The organism is Ruminococcus flavefaciens (assembly GCF_900143025.1).
Classification (GTDB): Bacteria; Bacillota; Clostridia; order Oscillospirales; family Ruminococcaceae; genus Ruminococcus; species Ruminococcus flavefaciens_I.
Genome location: NZ_FRCT01000021.1, coordinates 26,114 through 43,481 on the forward strand (window position 1 = coordinate 26,114; position 17,368 = coordinate 43,481).

General features: G+C 45.8%; 16 protein-coding genes and 1 pseudogene. All 17 read right to left on the reverse strand.

Annotation, left to right across the window (positions count from 1 at the left end; genetic code table 11):
* Positions 1–44: 44 nt before the first annotated feature.
* Positions 45–602 (reverse strand): elongation factor P, encoded by a 558-nt coding sequence (gene efp / locus BUB28_RS15150; RefSeq protein ID WP_072952370.1) that lies wholly within the window; start codon positions 600–602, stop codon positions 45–47.
* An 87-nt stretch (positions 603–689) separates the two neighbouring features.
* Positions 690–1,754 (reverse strand): aminopeptidase P family protein, encoded by a 1,065-nt coding sequence (locus BUB28_RS15155; RefSeq protein ID WP_081373560.1) that lies wholly within the window; start codon positions 1,752–1,754, stop codon positions 690–692.
* A 10-nt stretch (positions 1,755–1,764) separates the two neighbouring features.
* The gene (gene aroQ, locus BUB28_RS15160; RefSeq protein ID WP_037272550.1) at positions 1,765–2,196 is read right to left on the reverse strand and encodes a type II 3-dehydroquinate dehydratase; all 432 of its coding nucleotides are present in this window, start codon (positions 2,194–2,196) and stop codon (positions 1,765–1,767) included.
* Between the two features lie 2 nt (positions 2,197–2,198).
* Positions 2,199–2,726 carry a YqeG family HAD IIIA-type phosphatase gene (locus BUB28_RS15165; RefSeq protein ID WP_081373561.1) on the reverse strand — a complete coding sequence of 176 codons (528 nt, stop codon included), beginning with the start codon at positions 2,724–2,726 and terminating at the stop codon, positions 2,199–2,201.
* Between the two features lie 78 nt (positions 2,727–2,804).
* Complete coding sequence (gene rpsU / locus BUB28_RS15170; protein ID WP_009984057.1) at positions 2,805–2,978, reverse strand: 30S ribosomal protein S21; 174 nt, start codon at positions 2,976–2,978, stop codon at positions 2,805–2,807.
* 195 nt (positions 2,979–3,173) lie between these two features.
* The gene (leuS, locus tag BUB28_RS15175) at positions 3,174–5,606 is read right to left on the reverse strand and encodes a leucine--tRNA ligase (protein ID WP_072952371.1); all 2,433 of its coding nucleotides are present in this window, start codon (positions 5,604–5,606) and stop codon (positions 3,174–3,176) included.
* A 19-nt stretch (positions 5,607–5,625) separates the two neighbouring features.
* Positions 5,626–5,973, reverse strand: a complete 348-nt coding sequence (locus BUB28_RS15180; RefSeq protein WP_072952372.1) for a hypothetical protein — start codon at positions 5,971–5,973, stop codon at positions 5,626–5,628.
* Positions 5,974–5,977: 4 nt separating this feature from the next.
* Entirely contained in the window at positions 5,978–6,337 is a 360-nt protein-coding gene (rsfS, locus tag BUB28_RS15185; RefSeq protein ID WP_072952373.1) for a ribosome silencing factor, read from the reverse strand.
* Positions 6,330–7,853, reverse strand: coding sequence for an LCP family protein (locus tag BUB28_RS15190; RefSeq protein ID WP_072952374.1), 1,524 nt, complete (start codon positions 7,851–7,853; stop codon positions 6,330–6,332). Before BUB28_RS15190 ends, rsfS begins: the two co-directional genes overlap by 8 nt.
* Positions 7,850–9,070, reverse strand: a complete 1,221-nt coding sequence (locus BUB28_RS15195) for a nicotinate-nucleotide adenylyltransferase (protein ID WP_072952375.1) — start codon at positions 9,068–9,070, stop codon at positions 7,850–7,852. Before BUB28_RS15195 ends, BUB28_RS15190 begins: the two co-directional genes overlap by 4 nt.
* A gap of 27 nt (positions 9,071–9,097) precedes the next feature.
* Entirely contained in the window at positions 9,098–9,793 is a 696-nt protein-coding gene (locus tag BUB28_RS15200; RefSeq protein ID WP_072952376.1) for an NAD(P)H-dependent oxidoreductase, read from the reverse strand.
* 3 nt (positions 9,794–9,796) lie between these two features.
* Positions 9,797–10,099 carry a ribosome assembly RNA-binding protein YhbY gene (gene yhbY, locus BUB28_RS15205; RefSeq protein WP_072952377.1) on the reverse strand — a complete coding sequence of 101 codons (303 nt, stop codon included), beginning with the start codon at positions 10,097–10,099 and terminating at the stop codon, positions 9,797–9,799.
* Positions 10,100–10,681 (reverse strand): RdgB/HAM1 family non-canonical purine NTP pyrophosphatase, encoded by a 582-nt coding sequence (gene rdgB, locus BUB28_RS15210; RefSeq protein WP_072952378.1) that lies wholly within the window; start codon positions 10,679–10,681, stop codon positions 10,100–10,102.
* 490 nt (positions 10,682–11,171) lie between these two features.
* Positions 11,172–12,071: pseudogene (gene ftsY, locus BUB28_RS17470) on the reverse strand (signal recognition particle-docking protein FtsY); the annotation flags it as partial.
* A 59-nt stretch (positions 12,072–12,130) separates the two neighbouring features.
* Positions 12,131–15,703: a chromosome segregation protein SMC gene (gene smc, locus BUB28_RS15220; protein WP_072952379.1), complete on the reverse strand. Its 3,573-nt coding sequence runs from the start codon at positions 15,701–15,703 to the stop codon at positions 12,131–12,133.
* A 4-nt stretch (positions 15,704–15,707) separates the two neighbouring features.
* Entirely contained in the window at positions 15,708–16,691 is a 984-nt protein-coding gene (locus BUB28_RS15225; protein WP_072952380.1) for an elongator complex protein 3, read from the reverse strand.
* On the reverse strand, positions 16,678–17,367 hold the full coding sequence (rnc, locus tag BUB28_RS15230; protein ID WP_072952381.1) for a ribonuclease III: 690 nt from the start codon (positions 17,365–17,367) through the stop codon (positions 16,678–16,680). Before rnc ends, BUB28_RS15225 begins: the two co-directional genes overlap by 14 nt.
* Between the last annotated feature and the right edge of the window lies 1 nt (position 17,368).

Genomic DNA, 17,368 nt, shown 5'->3' on the forward strand with positions numbered 1-17,368 from the left:
ACAAGCTCCTCCTCTCAAAATAAAGTCTTTATAAATCAGTGAGCTTATGCTCTTGACATATACTCGCCTGTTCTTGTGTCGACCTGAATGATCTCGCCTTCGTCGATGAAGAGCGGAACCTTGATCTCTGCACCTGTCTCAAGTGTAGCAGGCTTTGTAGCATTTGTAGCTGTATCGCCCTTGAAACCAGGATCTGTCTGTGTAACCTTGAGCTCAACGAAGTTAGGTGGCTCAACACCGAAAACGTTGCCCTTGTATGAAAGGATTTTACAGATCATCTCTTCCTTAACGAACTTGAAGTTGTCGCCAAGTGTTGATGCACTGATCGGAACCTGCTCATATGTCTCAAGGTCCATGAAGTAGTAAAGCTCGCCGTCGTTGTAGCTGTACTGCATATCCTTTCTCTCAACGAATGCTGTAGGGAACTTAGCTGTTGGGTTGAAAGAAGTTTCAACAACTGAGCCTGTGATTACGTTCTTGTATTTAGTTCTTACAAAAGCGGCACCCTTACCAGGCTTAACGTGCTGGAATTCAATAACCTGAACTACCTGTCCGTCAAGCTCAAAAGTAACGCCGTTTCTGAAATCTCCTGCTGAAATCATTATTAATAACCTCCGTATTTTTCAAATTAACATGATACTTTATTTTATCACATTTCAGGAATTTTTGCAATACCTAAAGTGATATTATTATAAAGATATGAGATTTTTTGCACTTTTTGTCAAGTTTACGCAGCCATTTTCAGTCAAAATGACAAAATCCTCTATACGAACTCCGAATTTGCCTGCAATATAGATACCCGGCTCTACCGTAACTACCGCGCCCTTATTCAGTGGGAGCTTGTAATTTGGCGATGCATTGGGCTTTTCGTGTATCTCCATACCCACTCCGTGACCAAGCGAATGACCGAAGCAGCTGCCGTAGCCTGCCTGCTCGATTATATCGCGTGAAACCTTGTCAAGGTCACTGCCCATTATACCTGCCTTTGCAGCTTCTATGCCTGCAAGCTGTGCTTCAAGGACAATATTGTAGACCTTCTTCATCTCGTCGCTGGGCTCTCCTACGCAGAGAGTACGGGTCATATCACTGTGATAGCCGTTATATACCGCACCGAAGTCGATAAGCACGAATTCGCCGTTCTCGACTTTTTTATCGGAAGGAACTCCGTGCGGCATAGAGGTGTTTGCTCCCGAAAGTACGATAGTATCGAAGGATAAGTCCTCTGCACCGTAGGCAAACATGAGGCGGTTAAGTTCAAGTGCTATCTCTCGCTCTGTCACTCCGACCTTTATGAAGCCTTTGAGCTCCTCGAGAGCCTTCTCGGCTATCTCCTGAGCCTTTCTTATGCACTCTATCTCGCCTTCGTCCTTGACCATTCTCAGGTTGGAGATCGCATTGCTGAGTGAATCGTTATGTATGATGTCAATAGTGGTATAAAAATGCTCATAGGCATTGAGTTCCTTGACAGTCATGGTCTCGGACTCTATCGCCATTGACTTTGCTTCGTGCTTTTTCAGAAGCTCCATTATCTGAGGATAAAGCTTCTTGGCTTCGATAACTTCCGCATCCTTTACAGTAGCTCTTGCCTTTTCGATGTAGCGGAAATCTATGAGAAGATACGCCTTATCGGGAAACGCAAGGACGACTCCTGCCGATGACTTCATACCTGTAAAATATCTTCTGTTTATATCTGAGGTTATAAGGGCGCAGTCTGCTCCCTCAAACTCCTCAAAAAGTCTGTCAAATCTCGACATTATGCACCTCTCAGAGCTCAGCAAGTGCCTGTACTGCAAGATAATAGCTTCCGAAGCCGAAGCCGCTTATACTTCCCTTGCATACGGGTGCGATAACTGAATTTGAACGGAACTCATCACGGGCAAAAACATTGCTGATATGTACTTCGATAACAGGTATCTTTATTGCTGCGATGGCATCGCGGATCGCATAGCTGTAGTGTGTATAAGCTCCTGCATTGAGTATAACGCCGTCAAAGGCAGTTCTTGCGGCGTGGAGCTTATCTATGATAGCTCCCTCATGATTTGACTGGAATATCTCACATTCAAGTCCCTGTTCCTTGGCACGGTCGATTATATTACTGTTAAGGGTGTCAATGCTCGAATTTCCGTAAACACCTGGTTCGCGCTCACCTAAAAGATTAAGATTCGGACCGTGTATAACAAGTATTTTCTTTATCATATTTACTCCTTTATATCATCGACAAATTTTTTCGGAAGAAAAGGCTTTTCAAGGACTCTTTTAAACCTGATAAACCTTTTCGACCTGGGTTCAAGCTCCATAGGTTCAACATAAAGCATTTTTACCTTTGCGAAATTAGCTCCCCATACATCTGTGAAAAGCTGGTCGCCCACAGCCGCGGTCTCGGAAGCCGAAAGTCCCATTTTCTTCATAGCGGCTGTATATCCCCTTTTCAAAGGCTTTCCGCCGTCGCTCACAAAATCAAGTCCCAGCGGATCTGCAAATTTTCTTACTCGCTCGGCATGATTATTAGATACTATTATAAGCTTTATCCCGTTTTTCTTCATACAGTCAAGCCAGTTCACTATGCCCTCGGCAGGAACGGGATTATCATGTGTAGTAAGTGTATTGTCAACATCGAGGATAAGTCCCCTGATGCTGTGCTTTTTCAGGAATTCAGGCGTAATGTCCACTGTCCTTCTGAAAGCAAAATCCACGTCGGTTTTTGTGATCTTATGTTTTAAACCCAAGCTATTTGTCAACTCCGTTCAAACAAATGAAAAAGCGAGCCGCAGCCCGCTTTTATCAACATTAATAATTTCGCAAGATCAATACTTACGCTTACGAGCTGCCTCAGACTTCTTCTTACGCTTAACTGAAGGCTTTTCGTAGTGTTCTCTCTTACGAACCTCAGCAATTACGCCATCCTTTGCACAAGATCTCTTAAATCTCTTAAGAGCTGTGTCTAAAGACTCGTTTTTGCCAACACGAACTTCTGCCACTAAATTTCCCTCCCTTGTTCAGAGGTTGCACGGAGCATTGCTCCGAAACATCTATGCTAACCACCCTAAAGAGTGTTAGTCATCGCGTCCCCCACTATATAGCAGATTACATATAAATAGTTATAAAGAATATATTAATAGTTTACCACATTTTCTGCTCGTTGTCAAGCATTTTTTGTTTGTCTTAAAAATTCGTTATTTTGCTACAATATTAACAAGTTTATTTGGTACATATATCTGTTTAAGTATATTCTTACCGTCAACAGCTTCCTTTACCTTCTCGTCTGACATAGCCATTTCCATTACAGAATCCTTGTCAGCGTCAACTTCAATATTGAGCTTGGCTTTGAGCTTTCCGTTTACCTGTACAACGATCTCGATAGTGTCCTCCTTGCAGAGTTCTTCATCGTATACAGGCCAGCTCTCGTAAGCGATAGTATCATTATGACCCATTATGCTCCATATCTCTTCACCCATATGAGGTGTGATACAGGACAGCATTTTGATAAGTCCTTCTGCATACTCTCTCGGGCACTTGCCGTTCTTGTATACAGCATTTACAAAGATCATCATCTGGCTGATAGCTGTATTGAAAGCAAGCTTCTCAAAGTCGTCTGTGACCTTCTTTACTGTCTGGTGATATACCTTTGTGAGTGCGCCGTCATTGTCATCAGTGAGGTTCTCGGCTTCTGTGAAGAAGTTCCATACTCTCTGTACAAATCTCTTTGCACCCTCAACACCGCTCTTGCTCCACGGCTTGCTGACTTCGAGAGGTCCCATGAACATCTCGTAAAGACGGAGTGTATCTGCACCGTAGTCTCTTACGATATCGGAAGGATTTACTACGAACTCAGGGAAACGCTTACCCATTTTGATACCGTTCTCACCAAGTATCATGCCCTGATGAACAAGCTTCTTGAATGGCTCCTTTGTAGGTGCAAGGCCCTTGTCGTAGAGGTATCTGTTCCAGATACGAGAATACATAAGGTGTCCTACAGCGTGCTCGGGACCGCCAATGTAAAGGTCAACAGGCATCCAGTGCTTGAGGAGCTCCTGATTTGCGAATTCCTTATCGTTATGTGGGTCGATATATCTGAAGTAGTACCAGCTTGAACCTGCACTTCCGGGCATTGTGGAAGTCTCACGAGTACCCTTTATGCCGTTCTTGTCGTACTTTTTCCACTCTGTTGCATTTTCGAGAGGAGCTTTTCCGTTCTTGCCCTTGTAGTCGTCAAGCTCAGGGAGTACAAGCGGGAGCTCTTCATCTTCGAGAACGTGTATCTGACCGTCCTCACCGTGAACTACAGGCACAGGCTCGCCCCAGTAACGCTGACGGGCGAATATCCACTCACGGAAGTGATAGTTTACAGTGCGCTTAGCTCTGCCCATTTTTTCAAGCTTCTGTGTAATAGCTTCCTTTGCTTCCTCAACTGTAAGACCTGTGAATTCTTCGGAATTGATGAGCTTGTAGCCCTTGCCGAGATACTCTGTCTTCTCCATTGCGGCTTCGGAAACGTCGATGTGACCGTCCTTGCCGTCGATTACCTGTATCATGTCTATATTATGAGCAATAGCATACTCGAAGTCACGCTGGTCGTGGCTCGGTACAGCCATAACTGCACCTGTACCATAGCTTGCAAGTACGAAGTCGCCAATGAACATACGTACTTCCTTGCCGTTTACAGGGTTGATACAAGTAACGCCCTTGAGTTCGCAGCCAGACTTGGTCTTGTTCAGCTCTGTACGATCCATGTCGTTTTTCTTCTTTGTCTCTGCTATATAAGCCTCGACCTCTTCCCTGTTCTGAACACGGTCGAGGAGACTCTCTGTGATAGCTCCATCGGGAGCAAGTACCATGAATGTGATACCGTAGATAGTCTCTATACAGGTTGTGAAGATAGAGAACTTTCCGCCGCCTACGATGTCAAATTCTACCTCAACACCTGTTGACTTGCCTATCCAGTTGCGCTGCATAGCCTTTGTAGACTCAGGCCAGTCTATCTCGTCAAGTCCTTCAAGAAGCTTTTCTGCAAATGCAGGCTGGTCGATGACCCACTGCTTCATGTTCTTACGAACTACAGGGAAGCCGCCGCGCTCTGACTTGCCGTCGATAACTTCATCGTTGGAAAGAACTGTTCCCAGCTCTTCACACCAGTTTACGGGCATATCTATGTACTTTGCATAGCCGTCAAGGTAGAGCTGCTTGAATATCCACTGAGTCCACTTGTAGAACTCGGGATCAGATGTAGCTACCATTTTCGACCAGTCGTAATCAAATCCAAGCTCTTTGAGCTGCTTTGAAAAGGTCTTGATATTTTCCTGAGTAAAGCCATTGGGGTGATTACCTGTATTTACCGCATACTGCTCGGCAGGAAGTCCGAATGAGTCGTATCCCATAGGGTGAAGGACATTATAGCCCTGCATACGCTTCATACGCGAAACTATATCTGTAGCGGTATAGCCCTCGGGGTGACCTGCGTGGAGGCCTACTCCCGACGGATATGGGAACATATCCAGTGCATAGAACTTAGGCTTGCTGAAATCCCATACGTCAGTCTTGAAGGTCTCGTGTTCTTCCCAGTATTTCTGCCATTTGGCTTCAACAGATGTGAAATCATATCTGCTCATTGTAATATCATTCCTTTATTTAATTATTATTTATCGTATTCGTAAAGTGTTCTTTTATGTCACTGTGTATGCAAAGAAGCACTCCGCAGCCAATATCAATTATGCCCTCTATGAGGTACAGCCAGTTTGAACCGATATTGGATATATTTGCAGGGAGATGTATGACAGCTATCAGCACAAGTACTGCTGCAACTGCATAATTGACGAATTTAATGCCTGTGAGCATTGCACAGGTAAGTCCAACAGCGATAATGGTATCGGTGAGACTGAATCCGCCGCCTATTATCATATTCAGAACTGCCTTTCCGATAAGGTAAGCTCCTATTATGATACAGAGCATACGCCCTTTTTCATTATTGGTACTCATTTACTCACTCCTTGACAAGAAGTCCGCTTATATCTATCTGCTCGCCGTCAGCCCATAAGCCTTCAAGCTTGTAGAAATTTCTTGTATCCTTGTAGAATACATGAACGATGATATCGGCATAATCAAGGATTATCCAGGTATTTCCCGTATCAGCTTCACGTCTTTCAGGCTCTATGCCCTTCTGTGAAAGCACGAATTCTACTTCGTCAGCAAGCGTTCTTGCGTGAGTATTACTTGTACCGTTAACTATTACAAAGTAATCTGCAAGGATCGTGAGGTCGGATATCTTTATAGCCTGTATATCCTCGCCTCTCTTGCTGTCGAGAGTTTTTATGATAAGTTCAAGTTTTTCCTGTTCAGTCATTTTCATACTCCTTCCACCATGGTGCCTTTTCAGGGTCTCTGAGCGGCTCGGTAGCATATTGCAGTTCCTCGAAGGTTGCACCTGTATCATCGTAAAGATCGTACTGGTAATTGTATTCATCTACATACTCAATGATATTGCTTTCAGAAGGAAGCAGCGGGAGCTGATATGGTCTGAAGTTCTCATTGAGCATATCTATAGTTGCTTTCTTGTGTATAGAGTAAATGCTGTATTCTACTCCGTCAGCTGCATAGTACATAGCGTCCTCACCGGGCACCATGTTTACACTGACATTCTCCATTTTGAGTGTGGAACCGAAATCAGCAAGCTTACTCAGATCATCGACGCTCATATTCGTAGCTATCCACTTCTTCTGATAAATAGTTTTAAGATAGCTGTAAAGCTTCATCTTGCCTTCGTCCTTTACGATGCTGAGTATCTTCTTCATTGCAGCAGCCATAAAGCGGCGCTGGTTCTGTACACGTCCGATATCGCCCTGTAACCACTCGTGACGGAAACGGACAAACCACTCTGCCTGTTCACCGCTGAGCTTGACATTCTTACCGGCAGGTATTCTCTTGTCAGCTTCGTATATGATCTCATTGTCGATATCCATTGTAACGCCGCCTACAAGGTCAACGATATCACGGATATCATAGCAGGCTGTTGTGATATAAGCATCTATCGGGATACCGAAGTTGTCCTGTATGCAGTTTACGACACGCTGTATCTTGCTTACATCCTGATCGTAACCCTCATAGTAGACACTGTTGATCTTTGTGGTAGGGTTGCTTGTATAGTTCGGCACGGCACAGTCACGGGGTACCTGCAAGATATGGAGCTTTGCAGCTGCGATATCGAACTGGCATATCCAGATAACGTCCGTAAGCTCAAGATCCTCATCAAATCCGAGGAAAAGTACAGTATACTGTCCCTCGACAAGCTGCGGAAGATCAAGACCGTCAGTAAAATCATCGGTTACGATATCGGAATCCACATTAAGATTGGTCTGGGGCTTTTCAAGCTCGCCTTCAAGATCAACAAGAGGCTGCCACAGCTTGAAATACTTGATTATAGACACCTTCTGGTCGGGCTGTCCCTTCTTTTTATACCAAAGAATAGGCATATTAAGGAAAAGCACGATTATTGTAACTAAACTCAGAAGAATGGCAGCTGTTTTGATTATAGCGTCCTTTTTGCTCTTTTTTCTGCCTTTTTCATTGCTGTAGCCGTCATCAAAGTCGTCAAAATCATCAAAGTCTGCACCCTCGACTATATCACCTGCTCTGCCTTTTTCGTGGAGTCCATGATAAGTCTGTATCGGTTCGGGAGCGCGTCTTCTGGGCTTTTCCTCTTCAATGGCTATATCTATGGACGGAGCCTCATGCAGTCCGTGATAAACAGGCTGGCTCGGTCTTGAATTATCTATCCTTTTAAGCTTCCTTAATGGCTTTGGCTGTCCTGAAGCGTTCCTTGCGTTTCTATTAAACTCCTCATTAAGTTCTTCTCGGTTCATTTAAGTCCTCTTTTCAAATTGCTATCATTTTTCTCTTCTTTCAGAAGTCTTGTGTAAAAATTATATCCCTCTGCGGTACATATCGGTATTACTCCGCCTTTTTTTATCACAGACTTCATTGAAAATGCGAATGCCTCCATCATAGCTGCATTAAGGTCAGTGTAAGCCAGCTTTCGCATCTTGTCTACATCTTTATAGTCTCTCTCGGCAGATATCAGGTCGCCCATATAAACTATCTCTTCAAGGCGCGACATACCCGCTCTGCCAACTGTATGAAATCTTATGGAATTGAGTATATCTATATCCTCAACACCGAATTCTTTTTTTATGAAATATGCCCCTGCTATGCCATGCCACAGAGAACGTGTCTCAAGCTCCTCACGACAAACGGTATAACCGCTGTTGAGAACAAGCTCCTTCTGCACATTATCGGGCATTTCCTTGCATATATCGTGGAGAAGTCCCGCAAAATAGGCTTTATCCGGGTCTTCACCGTATTTTTCGGCAAGCTTTCTGCATTCCTCAGCCACATTCAGCGAATGATTAAAACGCTTGGCAGAAAGCTGCGATTTAAGATACTTCTTTTTGTCATCGGGGTTATACAGCAATTTCTTTTCACCTCTTACCGAATACAATCCCTTCAATCTTATATATTGTACTACATTTTCGTCAAGATAGCAAGTGAAATCCTTGTTTTTTGCAATTTTTTTTCTGACCTCAGTACTGGATATCACTGTGGGAGAAGCCTCAGATACCAGTATTTTGCCGAATTTACTGAGTTCCTCAGCTTTTTTTCTGAGTTCGGGGATATCACCGCTTTCCCTTGAAACTACACAAAGTGTTACATTTGCGAGTATCTCCTCAAAACGATACCACGTATCAAAGCTAAGCAGCATATCGCTTCCCACTAACAGGAAAAGCTCATCGTCGGGAAATTCCTCGCGGAAATGCTCTACAGTGTATATCGTATAACTTACACGGTCGGTCTGCATCTCGAAATCACTGACGAACAGATGCTCATTGCCCTTGCAGGCAAGTCTCAGCATTTCAAGCCTGTCCTCATCAGGAGCATATTCAGCACTTGAACGATGAGGAGACTTCTTAGACGGAAGAAGATACAGCCTGTCCAGTCCGAATTCCGTGACGGCAGTCTCTGCAAGATGTATATGCCCGTTATGTACGGGATTGAAGCTTCCTCCGTATATTCCTATCTTCATTCTGCACCTCCTATGCTGTACTTATACTTATTTCCAGGGACGCTTGCTGCCTGTCCAGCCCTTTTCCTTCCAGTAGTTCATATCAGCTTCATTCCAGCCGTTACGCTGAATAAGGCTCATTATCTTGAAAAATCCCTTTGTTTTTAATGGAACAGGCACTTTTCCCTGTCTTTTCCGTATCTTTTTTGCGATACTGTCGGCTTTTTTGTTGATACTGTCCTTTATCTTCGGCTTTACGCTCTTCCAGTCAACTGCCGCAACTGCTCTGCCCAGCTTGTAGGTCTGGGGTATTCCCCAGAAGAAGCAGCTGTCAGCCATATCCTTCATGGTTGATTTCACACCTGCTCCCGCTGCTGTTGCAACTACTACAGCCTGCTTGCTGAACATCTTCTCTTCGGGACGATGCGCCATCCAACGCCAGCCGTAATGATCAAGTAGAGACTTCATCTGTCCCGTGCAGTGATAAACATACACAGGCGATGTTAGTATGATAACATCTGCCGCATCAATAAGCTCGGTTATTGGTGCAAGCTTTGCATAGTGGGGACATTTCTCAGCCCCTTTTGTAAAGCAGTTTGTGCAGCCGCAGCAGAATTCGTCAAAATCCCGCGGAAGAAATACTTCGCCGATCTTTTCGGCAGGAGTCAGCTTTTCAGCCATAATACGACCAATATTGTAGGTCGAGCCCTTATGGTTCGTACCGCTTATTATCAGTACCCTCATTGCTTACTTAGCCTTTGGGATATTTTCGATAACAGGGTCTTTTTCGTTGCGCTTGAAGAGCACGAATTTGCTGCCGATGACCTGTACGACCTCGGAATCTGTCTGTTCTGCGATAGCGTCAGCGGCTTCCCTTGCAGTCCAGCCTGAGTTATCAAGAACTCTCAGCTTTATAAGCTCTCTCTTGCGGAGTGCTTCTGCGATATCCTTACACATAGCCTCTGTGACTCCGCCCTTGCCTACCTGATAGATAGTCTCATATGTTGAAGCGATACCGCGAAGGTATGCTCTTTGCTTGCTTGTTAACATTCAATCACCATATCTTTCTTTGAGGAAGCTGTACAGCTCTCTGAGAGCTGCACCTCTGTGGCTTATCTTGTTTTTTTCGTCGGCAGTAAGCTCTGCCATAGTCCTGTCGCCCACCATGAACACAGGGTCGTATCCGAAACCGTTCGTGCCTCTCTGCTCATAGCCTATAGCACCCTTGCAGTCACCTGACATTGTATCAGAGCCGTTTTCGTCAATGTAAGCTATAGTGCATCTGAAAGCAGCTCCGCGCTCGTTCTCGGGAACGTCCTTCATTTCTTCAAGAAGCTTTGCACAGTGCTGTCCCTCGGGAGCATATCTTGCGGAGTATACTCCGGGTCTGCCGCCCATTGCGTCTACACAGAGTCCGCTGTCATCAGCAATAGTCGGGAGCTTTACAGCTTCATATACTGCTTTTGCCTTTATCAGGGCATTTTCCGCAAAGGTTGCACCGTTTTCCTCAGGGGCGCAGTTCGCGCCAGCTTCGCGCTGAGAGAGCACCTCTATACCAAGAGGTGCAAGTATCTCTCTTGCCTCACGGAGCTTATTTGCGTTGTTAGTAGCCATTACAAGCTGCTTAATCATTATCCTTACCTCCGAACAGTCTGCTGAAGAAGCCGCGCTTTTTCTTCTTTTCAGGCTCGGGAGCAGCTTCTGTCTCTTCTTCCTCTTCTGCTTCCTCTGTTTCTTCTTCCTCAGTCTCAGCCTCGTCCTCATCGGACTCTTCTTCGTCTGTCAGCTGACTGTCATCTGCTTCTTCTGTATAATCAGCAGTATCGTCCTCAAACTCATCTGCTTCTTCGTATTCCTCTGTTTCCTCTTCCTCATATTCATCTGTTTCAGTTTCCTCGGCTTCTTCCTCATCAAAGGACTCTTCTTCGTATTCTTCCTCTTCTTCGTCCTCGTCATAAGGAATAAATGCGCCGTACTCGTTGTAGTAGCCCTTTACGCCGTCAACCTCAGCAGTGTTATCGTCATCTTCCTCTTCTTCATAAGCATCTTCGCCGTAAGCTTCAGAAGCCTCTTCCTCTGCTTCTTCTGCCTCTGCCAGCTCTTCAAGCTGCTCGGGAGATGCAAAGAGAGCGTCAACGAACATATTGCTGTCAAACGGCTGCAAGTCGTCTATCTTTTCACCTACGCCTATGAGCTTTACGGGTATGCCAAGCTCGTTCTTTATGGAGATAACGATACCGCCCTTTGCTGTACCGTCAAGCTTCGTGAGTACGATACCTGTGATAGGTGCAGTCTCGCTGAAAAGCTTTGCCTGATTTACCGCATTCTGTCCTGTTGTGGCATCAAGTACAAGAAGTATCTCGCGTGAGCACTCTCCTGCCTTATTGTCGATAATACGGTTTATCTTTTTAAGCTCCTCCATAAGGTTCTTCTTATTGTGAAGTCGTCCTGCGGTGTCGATAACAACTACATCACATTCTCTTGCCTTTGCAGCTTCAAGAGCGTCATATACAACAGCTCCCGGGTCAGAGCCCTCTGCGTGCTTTACGATGTCAACGCCTGCTCTCTGAGTCCATACCTCAAGCTGGTCTATGGCAGCTGCACGAAAGGTATCGGCAGCAGCAACAAGGACTTTCTTGCCCTCCTGCTTGAACTGGTGACAGAGCTTGCCGATAGTTGTGGTCTTGCCTGCTCCGTTTACGCCTATTACCATGATAACAGCAGGAGATACAGAAAGGTCAAGTCCTGTATCATCACCCATTATCTCGGCAATGACCTCGTGGATAAGTCCCATTATCTCCTTAGGGTCTGTGATACCGCGTTCCTTTATCTTCTTGCGGAGCCTGTCACATATCTCCTCAGAGGTCTCAACTCCGATATCGCTCATTATCATCTGTTCCTCGAGCTGGTCGAAGAGATCCTCGTCAATTACGGTAAATGAGTTGAGTACTCTCTGGATACCGCCGAAAAGAAAATCCTTGGTCTTTCTCAGACCGCTGGCAATTTTAGAAAAAAGTCCCATTATATCCTCCAAACGTGGTCTATATTATATAACATATCAAAATGGCAAAATGTGACACTTTACTGAATATCAGCAACGTCTTCCTGGAAATCCACCTGTTCCATTTTAAGAAGCTTCGATATACCGTCCTCCTGCATGGTAACACCGTAGAGAACATTTGCCTCCTCCATAGCGCTTCTTCTGTGAGTAACGAGTACGAACTGTGTTGTATCCGTGAATTTTTTCAGATACTGTGCGTATTTCCTTACGTTTACTTCGTCAAGAGCCGCATCTATCTCGTCAAGTATACAGAAAGGTGCAGGTCTCAGCTTTAATATTGCAAAATATATTGCGATGGCAACAAAGGACTGCTCTCCACCCGAAAGGGAAATAAGATTCTTTATTACCTTACCGGGAGGCGCAACGCTTATCTCGATACCCGATTCAAGTACATTTTCAGGGTCGGTAAGTATGAGCTCTGCCTTTCCGCCGCCGAAAAGCTCAACGAATATGCTCTTGAAGTTTGAATTTATCACTGCAAAGCTTTCAGAGAATATCCTGCACATCTCGGATGTGAGGTCGGTAATGATCTTTTCAAGCTCTGTCTTGGACTTCTGAACATCTGCTATCTGCTCAGACATAAAGCGGTAACGCTCGGATACTTCCTTATACTCCTCGATAGCGTCTACGTTTACACTTCCGAGAGCACGTATCTTGTTCTTGATAGTGGTGAGCTCTGCCTGTGCGGCTATCATATCATCTATCTTTTCAGCCATTGCAACGGCTTCCGAACGTGTGAGCTCGTAGACCTCCATGAGCTGTCTTATGATATTATCTGTATCACGGCATACTGTCTCGCGGCGTTCTTCAAGCCTTGTGACCTCCGCAGAAAGCTTTTCCTTAGAGTCGTTTATGGCTTTCAGACCGTTCTGCATCTCGTTTACAAGTCTGTTCTGCTCGGTATGAGTTGCATGACAGCGTGCTATCTCTTCATTATATGCAGAAGTGTTGTCCTTGAAATCAGCAAGCTTCTGTTTCAGCTCGTCTATCTCGGAATTCTTCTGTCCTATAAGCTCCTGCTGTCTGAATATCTCCTCTTCAAACTGGTGAGTGCCGTATTTAAGCTCCTCGCCGCGTCTGTCGATACGTGTCATCTCAAGCTCCTGAGCCTGTATATCCTTTGCAAGCTCCATGCCCTTTATTTTGAGCTGTGATAGCTTTTCGGAAAGCTCTGCTCTTTCGAGCCTCAGCTTTTCACGGATATCCTGTCCCTGAGCAAGCTTTTCCTCTGCAATGCGTATCTCCTCGTCAGTATCGGCAAGAGCCTTTTCGGAGTCTGTGATATTCTGCTTTGCAGCTTCTATCCTCTGCTCTGTCTCGGCTGCAAGCTTCTCGGAGTTTTCAGACTGTGCGCGGAACTGCTCCTCCAGCGAAGCAAGACTGTTGAGCTCTGCTCCTATGCGTACTCTGTCAGCCTCGCACTTGTTCTGCTCCTCCTTTGCAGCCTCGGTATCAAATCTAAGCTTTTCCGATTCCGCACGGAGCTTCTCTGCTTTTTCGCGCAGTACATCACGCTCGGCAGAGAGCCTTTCTATCTCTGCATCAAGTGTGTCTATCTCGTTCTTACGGGTAATGATACCGCCTGAACGCTGCGCAGAACCACCTGTGAATGAACCGCCTGCGTTGATGACCTGTCCGTCAAGAGTAACTATCCTGAACTTGTAGCCGTACTTCTTGGCAATAAGTGTAGCTGTGTCGATATCCTCGGCAATGACTATCCTGCCGAGAAGTGAAGCTATAATGCCGCTGAACTTGGAGTCGTATTTAACTATCCTGCTTGCATTTGCAACAAAGCCCTCGCAGTTTTCAAGTCCCTGCTCCTTCAGCTCATAGCCCTTTACAGAGGTTATGGGCAGGAATGTTGCACGTCCGCCCTTCTGCTCTTTCAGGAAGCGGATACAGCGCTTTGCGATATCTTCGTTTTCAACGATGATATTCTGCATAGCACCTCCGAGAGCGGTTTCAACTGCTACTGCGTACTCGGGCTCAACGCTTATATTCTGTGCCACAGTTCCGAAGATACCGCCGATACGTCCCTGCTTTGAGGCTTTCAGCACCTGCTTTACGCTGCCTGCAAAACCTTCCATGTTGTTTTCAAGGTCGGTGAGTATCTTTCGGCGCTGCTGTTTGTCTTTCAACTCATAGAGAGCTCGTTCAAAGTAGTTTTTCGCCTGCTCAAAGCCCTCGCGTCTTGATTTGAAAAGTCTTTCCAGTCCGCTGAGCTTATTGCGTATCTCCTCGGCTCTTGCCGAGTTCTTTTCGGCTTCTGCCTTTACGCTTTCAGCCTGAGCCTGATATTCCCTCAGCTTCTGACCGATATCGCCGCTGCTTTCACGAAGCTCTGCAAGTCTTTCGGTCTGCTCGGCAATAGTCTGCTTTGAGGACTCTATTGCGAAACGGTATTCGCTTTGCTTGATATAAAGTCCGTTTATCTCGCTGCCTGCCTTATCGACAGAGTCGCCCAGCTTTGAGCTTTCGCTCTCAGCCTTGCGGAAGCTTTCCTCGGCTTCCTTTATTTCATCTTCGAGAGCTTTCTTCTTGGCTTCAAGCTCTGCAAGCTTATCCGCAGCCGCCTTGCGCTCGTTTTCAAGAGCCTTCTTTGCTTCCTCGGCATTGTCGATATTTTTCTGCGCAGCTTCAACTGCTTCCTTGCAGTGCTTTATATCATTTTCGAGGACAGCTATCCCCGACTTCATTTCCGAAGCCGTCTGCTCCTCCTCCAACATTCTGCGGCGGAGCTCATCAGCACGCATGGTGCTTTCCTGCATCTTTCTGATGCCGTCTGCTATCTTCTGCTCCTCTCGCTGAATATCGTTTTCAACGTTTTCGTATTCATTCTTGCTGACAAGTATCTTGCTTTCAAGCTCGTCCAGCTTCACCTTCATCTCGTCCAGCTTTGTGACCCAGACGGATATTTCCAGCTTTTTGCGATCCTCGGCAAGCTTTATGAACTTCTCCGCCTTCTGTGACTGTATTCGCAGGGGCTCTACTCTGCCTTCAAGCTCGGTGAGTATATCTGTCAGTCGCAGGAGGTTTTCCTGTGCCGCTGTGAGCTTTCGCTCAGCTTCAAGCTTTTTGTATCTGAACTTCGAGATACCTGCCGCCTCTTCAAAAATATCACGGCGTTCAGAGCTTTTTGCACCGACTATCTCGGCGATACGTCCCTGTCCTATGATAGAATAGCCGTCACGTCCCAGACCTGTATCCATGAAAAGCTCGTTTATGTCCTTTAAACGACAGGGCTTTCCGTTGATAAGGTACTCGCTCTCACCGCTTCTGTAAAGCTTACGTGTTACAGCGACCTCATCACCGATATCGGGAAGAGTATTGTCTGAATTGTCTATATTCAGTGTTACTGCGGCAAATCCCATAGGCTTTCTCGCAACAGTACCCGAAAAGATTACGTCCTCCATTTTGTTTCCGCGGAGTGTCTTTGTAGACTGTTCACCAAGTACCCAGCGTACAGAGTCACCGATATTGCTCTTGCCGCTTCCGTTAGGTCCGACAACTGCGGTAAGTCCCTTGTCAAAGGTAAGGCTTATCTTGTCAGGAAAGGACTTAAAGCCCTGTATTTCAAGTGATTTCAGGTACATTCATTCACCGCCGTTCGATAATTTCTGTTTTGTCTGAGGCTGAGGGTACTATCTGCACCTCCACGCCCTTTGACTTCATATATTCTATGTTGCTCTTTTTATGTCCGACTGCCTTGCTTATATCCCTTGCAGGCACGGCAATCCTTATATATCCGCAATCATTTGCGTATTCTTCTATTCTTTTAAGATATATCCTGCTCTCGCACAGTTCGCGGAAAGCAGGGTGATAATAGCCTGCAACCATGTCGTGCTCAACGAATTCGCTTGCATGGAGTCCGCATTTTATCACTCTTATGCCCTTTTTCCCGAATTTTTCAAGAAGCTCCGCACAGAGGCTTACCATATCATCAAATGGCATCATTCTGTATTCGCCTCTGCGGTAATACTCCGCAAGCTTAGTGCCGTTGAGGACTACTACGGGATATATCCTTACAGTATCGGGAGCAATATCTATCAGCGCATCGGCTGTGGCAATATCACTTTCCCGTGAGCTTTTGTACAGTCCCGTCATCATCTGCAAGCCAAGCTCGAAGCCGTACTCCTTTATGAGTCTGCCTGCGTTCACAACGTCACAGGCGCTGTGTCCGCGCTCGTTTGCTTCAAGAACAGCATCGTCCATTGACTGCGCCCCAAGCTCTATAGCTGTGACACCGTAGCTTTTCAGTATATCCAACACCTCTGCACTTATACAGTCGGGACGTGTGGAACAGCGTATGCCACTGAATTTTCCATCGCCTACGAACTCAGATGCAGCTGAAAGCAGCTCGGTCATATAATCCCTCGGGACAGCAGTAAAGCTACCACCGAAAAAGGCTATCTCCGTATTCTGCGGCTCTTTTATCTCACTCAGCGCCCTTGCACATATCTCCCTGACCTCATTGCCGTCGGGAGCGTGCTGTGCGCCGCTTATGGTGCGCTGATCGCAGAAGCTGCACTGATGAAGGCAGCCGATATGGGGTATGAATACGGAAATGTTACTGTGCTTCATAGCCCATAAGTTCAAGCGCTTCCTTTGCAGCAAGCTGCTCGGCTTCCTTCTTGCTCTTGCCCTTGCCTTTGCCTATTACCTGATCGTTCAGGCATACCTCAACAACAAAACGCTTGTTGTGGTCGGGACCTTCCTCGCCGATAAGTACATACTCTACTTTTTCCTCTGGATTTTTCTGAACTATTTCCTGTAAAACAGTCTTGAAATCGTTGAAAACAGGCTTCTTTGCGTGTTTTATATCCTTTGGCATGAAGCGGAGAATGTGCTTTGCAGCAGGCTCCATTCCGCCGTCAAGGTAAATTGCAGCTATTACTGCTTCAAATGCGTCTGCAAGTATCGAAGGACGTTCTCTGCCGCCTGTATTCTCCTCGCCCTTGCCGAGACGGAGAAAATCTCCGAGGCTTATCTGCTGTGCAAAGATATGGAGGGACTTTTCACATACAAGTGATGCTCGCATTTTAGTGAGCTCGCCCTCAGCCACGTTAAGGTTTTTATAGAGAAAATCCGATACAACGATAGAAAGTACGCTGTCACCGAGAAATTCCAGTCTCTCGTTGCTGCCGCTGGGCATCTTCTTTTCATTTGCGTATGATGAGTGAGAAAGCGCCTGCTTCAGCAGCTGTATGTTTTTGAATTTATATCCTATTATTTCCTCAAATCTTTCCAAGTTTTCCATG